Raw genomic sequence first — 2,563 nt, 5'->3', positions numbered from 1 at the left:
TCAAGAGGCTGCATAACCAAGTTATTTAATTGTCCAACCCAATGGGTTCACATCACGAGGATCGCGCTCGTCGGACACTTCTTTTTTATGAATCGATCAGTTATTTCTTGGGATGTTTGTGCTTTTTAGGCTTTAATACGACCACGAAGAGGATGATCACGATGATCAACACAACGATCCCAATAGCGAGGAAAATGTAGAGCAAGGTGTTGTCAGAAGTGGTTGGTTTTTGTAAATCAACCGCGCTTTTATTCAACTTGTTGGTTTGGGTGCGAGTGATCGTAAAGTTCTTGGTGAAATGCCAATGCACATCGCCGTCATTGGCGCTGGCGGTGAGATCAAGCGTGTAATCGCCTGCTTCCAGGGGATGATTTTTGGTTGAAATGGGAAAATCGAAGTTGGAATTTGGCGCCATGGTCATTTGACTTTTGGTCGTGGAAAGATAGGTATCTTGGCTACCAGCTTTGCGCACCTTCGCTGAAATTTCAAGTTTGTGCATCACGGTAGGCTGCGTGTTTTCAAGCGTTGCGGTGATGTAGTTGCGATAGTTGATCTGCTTGGCGCCAGCACGATGCAGGATCATTTCTGGTTTGATATTGCTGTAGTCATCGACTTCTTGCAAAGTCACACCGAGGACATAAGCGAATTTGTTATTGAGCTTGACGCCTTTGGATTTAGCCTGACTGGTATTGGTGTCGAGTTCTTGCACCCGAATGCCACCAAGGACCACGCCAGCAAAAGCCGTCGTTGGCACTTTCAACTGGACGGGCACGGTTTGCTTGGTGTTAGCCGGTACTGAAACCGTGAATTTCTTAGGCGTCATTTGTTCAAAGTCAGCTTTTAAACTAGAGGCTGGCTTGACCCCGCGCTTGGTATAATCGATCCCGCCGTTGGTATTGGTGGTAGCGCGGACGGCTGCGACTGAATATTTGTGAGCTTTGGTATCTGAATTGCTGAGGACAACATTGAGGGTTTGTTGTTGACCAGGGCTGACTTTTAAATTGAAATAAGAAAGCGAGGTGTTGATCTGGTTGCTGGGAAGTTGGGCGGCAATCGCGTAATGCAAAGCTTCAGCGTGAACCGGATGCGTTGCCGTTACAGTTGCGCCAACTAAGCCCAACATCGCGGCTAGAGCCAGACAGATTTTTTTGTACATAACGTATCTCCTGAATTTGACTTACATGCTTAGTCTACCAGCCGTTAACACCATTGCCAATCAGCCTTGGGAAAATAATGGTCCGCCGGTTAATCATGGGTAGTCGCGACCCATGATTAACCGTACTTGTAGCGAATCTTCCTATATAAAGGGCAAAATTTGCTGTTTTCTTGACGCGCCAAAACTGAATGAACCATGGCTTTGAGAACGGTTGCACACAAGTATTATGTTATTATAAAAAAATCTTATAAAAGTGGTTGCACGCAACTCAAAATCCATGTATAGTAACTAGTGACGAAGGGGTTAGCCCTTCAACCAACATATGTTAATAATTTGTTCACCTCATCATACGTAAACCATCTTAAAAACGATGGTGATGAGGACGACCCGTCCACAGGGGAACACCACCCGCTGTGTTGACGGGCCTTTTTTCGTTTTTCTTGGGAGCGAACGAAAAAGGCTCGTCAGATCAAACCAATAAAAAGTTTCCGTGTTGATCACGAGGAGGAATTACCATGAAGAAGTCCATCATTTTATCAATCGCCGCTGCCGCTGCCTTCGCTACTGCTGCCTTCACTGCTAACACTGTATCCGCTGCTACTGATACCGCGGTTGTAAAAAACCGTGAAGCAAAAATCACCTTGGATGCCGGAAAGAACGATGATGGCACCTCTGGCATCGAATTAGTTTCTGCCCCTACCTTGGACTTTGGCAAAGTGACGATTAAAGCTGACGCTGCTACGACTAAAACTACTGACGGCGATGCGCCAGTGCTTGTCAGCAACCCTGGCGTCGCTGGTACTTGGACGGTTAATGTTGCTTTAGGCGATTTCAACAATGGCTTAAAAGGTGTAACAATCAAGTTGGCTGATGGCACAACTACAGATTCTGGTAAGAACCCAATTGCTTTTAAAGGCACGACTTTAGGCGCAGGTACTGATGCTCAATCCACTAAATCTGCTGATGTGATGGGTTCCACGGGCGACACAGAAAATGGCTTTACTGGTGTTGGTAAGACTAGTTTTGATGTTAAAGGTGCAGAAATCAGCATTCCAGCTGGTAACGTGGAAGGCTCTTACAGTGCAGCCTTGACTTGGACTCTTTCTAGTGATCCTGCTTCTGCAGCTTCTACTGATGCTGTTCCTGATTCAACCACTACCCAGACTAATTAATTGAAGTCATGACGCCTGGTCATCAGGCACGACCGACCGCGCAGATTCAAGATTGTCAATGACAATTGCTTAGGGTACTGGTACACTAAGATTGAATCAGCGCATGGGGGCGTTAGCTGTCAGCAACTCTGAATAAATATTATTCGGACGCGCGGGTTAGCGCCCCTTTTGTCATATTTTGGCTCTTCGTCAAGTAGAGTTGATATATTTTTGACACCGCACCTAGACCGAAATT

At 46.0% G+C, this 2,563-nt stretch carries 2 protein-coding genes; one reads left to right on the top strand and one right to left on the bottom strand.

Annotated features, from left to right (window positions below):
• Window positions 1-100: 100 nt before the first annotated feature.
• The gene (locus tag FD01_RS00195) at window positions 101-1,156 is read right to left on the bottom strand and encodes a WxLIP family cell surface protein (protein ID WP_056962210.1); all 1,056 of its coding nucleotides are present in this window, start codon (window positions 1,154-1,156) and stop codon (window positions 101-103) included.
• A gap of 515 nt (window positions 1,157-1,671) precedes the next feature.
• Between FD01_RS00195 and FD01_RS00190 the strand changes: the two genes are divergently transcribed.
• Window positions 1,672-2,328 carry a WxL domain-containing protein gene (locus tag FD01_RS00190; protein WP_056962209.1) on the top strand — a complete coding sequence of 219 codons (657 nt, stop codon included), beginning with the start codon at window positions 1,672-1,674 and terminating at the stop codon, window positions 2,326-2,328.
• Window positions 2,329-2,563: the final 235 nt, after the last annotated feature.

Origin of the sequence: Lacticaseibacillus manihotivorans DSM 13343 = JCM 12514 (assembly GCF_001435035.1) — a bacterium.
Classification (GTDB): Bacteria; Bacillota; Bacilli; order Lactobacillales; family Lactobacillaceae; genus Lacticaseibacillus; species Lacticaseibacillus manihotivorans.
The sequence above is the reverse complement of the archived record's forward strand: the minus strand, read 5'-3'. Positions and strand labels throughout refer to the sequence as shown.

Bases quoted from the DNA above. Each gene is read 5' to 3' on its own strand.
- FD01_RS00195 (WP_056962210.1), bottom strand. From the start codon at position 1,156: ATGTACAAAAAAATCTGTCTGGCTCTAGCCGCGATGTTGGGCTTAGTT.
- FD01_RS00190 (WP_056962209.1), top strand. From the start codon at position 1,672: ATGAAGAAGTCCATCATTTTATCAATCGCCGCTGCCGCTGCCTTCGCT.